The organism is Pseudoduganella flava, from assembly GCF_007830495.1.
Classification (GTDB): domain Bacteria; phylum Pseudomonadota; class Gammaproteobacteria; order Burkholderiales; family Burkholderiaceae_D; genus Rugamonas; species Rugamonas flava.
Window position 1 is genome coordinate 1 of sequence record NZ_VLKW01000028.1, and the last position, 3,155, is coordinate 3,155.

Consider the following 3,155-nt stretch of genomic DNA (forward strand, 5'->3'; position numbering starts at 1 on the left):
TCGATCGAACTGCTGTGGCGCGAGCTGGAACAGGGCTATGCCGCCGCGCTGGCGGGTACCGCGCCGCCGGCCGCGCCGGCCCTGCAATACATCGATTACGCCTGCTGGCAGCGTGAATGGCTGGCCGGTGAGCGGGGCGCGCGGCAGCTGGACTACTGGCGCGGCCAGCTGGACGGCCTGGCGCCGCTGCTGGAATTGCCGACCGACCGGGCCCGCCCGGCGGCGCGGCGCCATGCCGGCGCCAGCCTGCCGGTGGCCGTGCCGGCCGAACTGCTGCCGGCGCTGCGGGCGCTGGGCCATGAAGGCCAGGCCAGCCTGTTCATGACGTTGCTGGCCGTGTTCCAGCTGGTGCTGGCCCGCTACAGCGGCCAGGACGACATCGCGGTCGGCAGCCCCGTCGCGAACCGGCCGCGCGCGGAACTGGACGGCTTGATCGGCTTCTTCGCCAATACGCTGGTGCTGCGCACCCGCGTCGACCGGACGGTCAGCTTCCGCACGTTGCTGGCCGAAGTGCGCGAAACGACGCTGGCCGCGCACGAACATCAGGACCTGCCGTTCGAACAGCTGGTCGAAGCGCTGCAGCCGGCGCGGAGCCTCAGCTACAGCCCCCTGTTCCAGGTGATGTTCAACCTGCTGCATGGCGCCGCCGAAACGATCGCGCTGCCGCAGGTGAAGAGCGAAGTGCTGCCGGCCGCCCACCACGTGGCCAAGTTCGACCTGACGTTGACGTTGCAGGAGCGTGGCGGCAGCCTGGCCGGCACGCTGGAATACGACGTCGACCTGTTCGAAGAAGCCAGCGTGGCGCGGCTGTGGCGTCATTACGTGGCCGTGCTGGAACACGTGCTGGCCGCGCCGGACACGCCACTGCAGGCAATGGACCTGCTGGGCGCCACCGAACGCGCCGAGCTGGCCGCGTGGAACGCCACCGCGGCGCCGTATCCGGACACTTGCCTGCACACGCTGTTCGAAGCGCAGGCCGCGCGTACGCCCGATGCGATCGCGCTGGTGTGCGACGACGCGGAGGTCAGCTACGCGGCGCTGAACGGCCGCGCCAATGCGCTGGCCCAGCAACTGCAAGCGCTGGGCGTGCGGCCAGAAGAGACTGTCGGCGTCTGCCTGCCGCGCTCCGTGGACGTGGTCGTCGCCTTGCTGGCCGTGCTGAAGGCGGGCGGCGCCTACTTGCCGCTGGACGCCAGCCTGCCGCTGGCCCGGCTGGCCCAGCTGAAGGACCAGGCCGGGTTGCGCCTGGCGATCGGCACGGCGGGCCCGCTGGCGCCCCTCGGCCTGCAATGGCTGGCACCGGAGCAGGGCGTGGACGCCGTGAATCCAGGTTTGCCGGGTGCGCCGGACCAGCTGGCGTACGTGATGTTCACGTCCGGCTCCACCGGCGTGCCAAAGGGTATCCTGACGACGCACCGCGGTATCGTGCGCCTGTTGGCCGGCACGGATTACGCGCAGTTCGGCCCCGGCCACCGGGTGTTGCATGCGGCGCCGCTGGCATTCGACGCGTCGACGTTCGAGATCTGGGGCGCGCTGCTGCATGGCGGCACCTGCGTGCTGTACCCCGAGCAGGTGCCGACGGCGCCCGAGCTGGCGGCATTCATCGGCCGCCACCGTGTCGATACGGCGTGGCTGACGTCGGCGCTGTTCAACCAGCTGGTCGACGAAGACCCGGATTGCCTGCGCGGCCTGCGGCAGTTGCTGGTCGGCGGCGACATCGTCAGCGCGGCCCATGTGCGGCGCGTGTACGCGGCGTTACCGGATGTGCGCATCACGAATGGCTATGGCCCCACCGAGAGCACGACGTTCGCGGCTTGCCACCCGATCGCCCGCGATGCCGCCGGCGCCACGGTGCCGATCGGCCGGCCGATCGCCAACACGCAGCTGTACGTGCTCGATGGGAGCATGCAGCCGGTCGGCATCGGCGTCAACGGCGAGCTGTATATCGGCGGCGCCGGGCTGGCGCGGGGATATCTGGGCCGGCCCGACCTGACGGCGGAGCGCTTCGTGCCCGACCCGTTCGCGACCATTCCGGGGGCGCGGCTGTACCGCACCGGCGACCTGGCGCGCTGGCGCGCCGATGGCGCCCTCGAATACCTGGGCCGCACCGACCACCAGGTCAAGCTGCGCGGCCTGCGCATCGAGCTGGGCGACGTCGAAGCGGCGTTGACCCGGCTGCCCGGTGTGCGCGAGGCGGTCGCGCTGGTGCGCGGCGACGGTGCGCACAAGGCGCTGGTGGCGTACGTGGCCGGCGACGGCCTGGACCCGGCCGTCCTGCGTGCGGGGCTCGAACAGGCGCTGCCGGCCTACATGGTGCCGGCCGCGCTGCAGGTGCTCGATATGCTGCCGCTGACGCCGAACGGCAAGGTGGACCGCGCCGCGCTGCCGGCGCTGGTGCCGGTGCGCGGCGGTGCCGGCTGGGCCCCGCGCACGCCCCGCGAACGGGCGCTGGCCGAGGCCTGGTGCGAGGTGCTGGGCTGCGACACGGTCGGCCTGGACGACAGCTTCTTCGAGCTGGGCGGCCATTCGCTGCTGGCAGCCCGCCTGGTGGCAAGGCTGCGCGCGGCCGGCCTGGGCTTGACGGTGCGCGACGTGTTCGAGGCGCCGACGATCGCGGGCCAGGTCGAACGCGCCGCCGGCGTGGCCGAGGCCGGGCCGGCCCTGCTGCCGGTGGCGCGGGACGGCGCGATGCCGCTGTCGTATGCCCAGCAGCGCCTGTGGTTCCTGGCCCAGCTCGAGGGGATCACTGCCACGTACAACATGCCGCACGCGGTGCGCTTGCACGGCGCGCTCGATGTCGCGGCGTTGCGCACGGCAATCGAGGGCTTGGTCGCGCGCCACGAAGTGCTGCGCACCGTGTATGCGGAAGGACCACGGCAGGTGGTGCTGCCGGCCGATGCGTTCACGGTCGGCTGGGAAGACTGGAGCGGGCATGCCGATGCCGGCGCGCTGGCTGCGCGGGCGGAAGCGGACAGCCGGCGCGGCTTCGACCTGCGCCACGAACCGCCGCTGCGCGTGACGGTCATCCGGCTCGCTCCCGACGACCACGCGCTGCTGCTTTGCCTGCACCATATCGCCGGCGACGGCTGGTCGATCGAACTGCTGTGGCGCGAGCTGGAACAGGGCTATGCCGCCGCGCTGGCGGGTACCGCGCC

General features: G+C 72.2%; 1 protein-coding gene. It reads left to right on the top strand.

What is annotated here, in order from left to right:
• On the top strand, window positions 1–3,155 hold a 3,155-nt coding region (locus tag IP92_RS29745; RefSeq protein ID WP_145882344.1), incomplete at both ends, for a non-ribosomal peptide synthetase.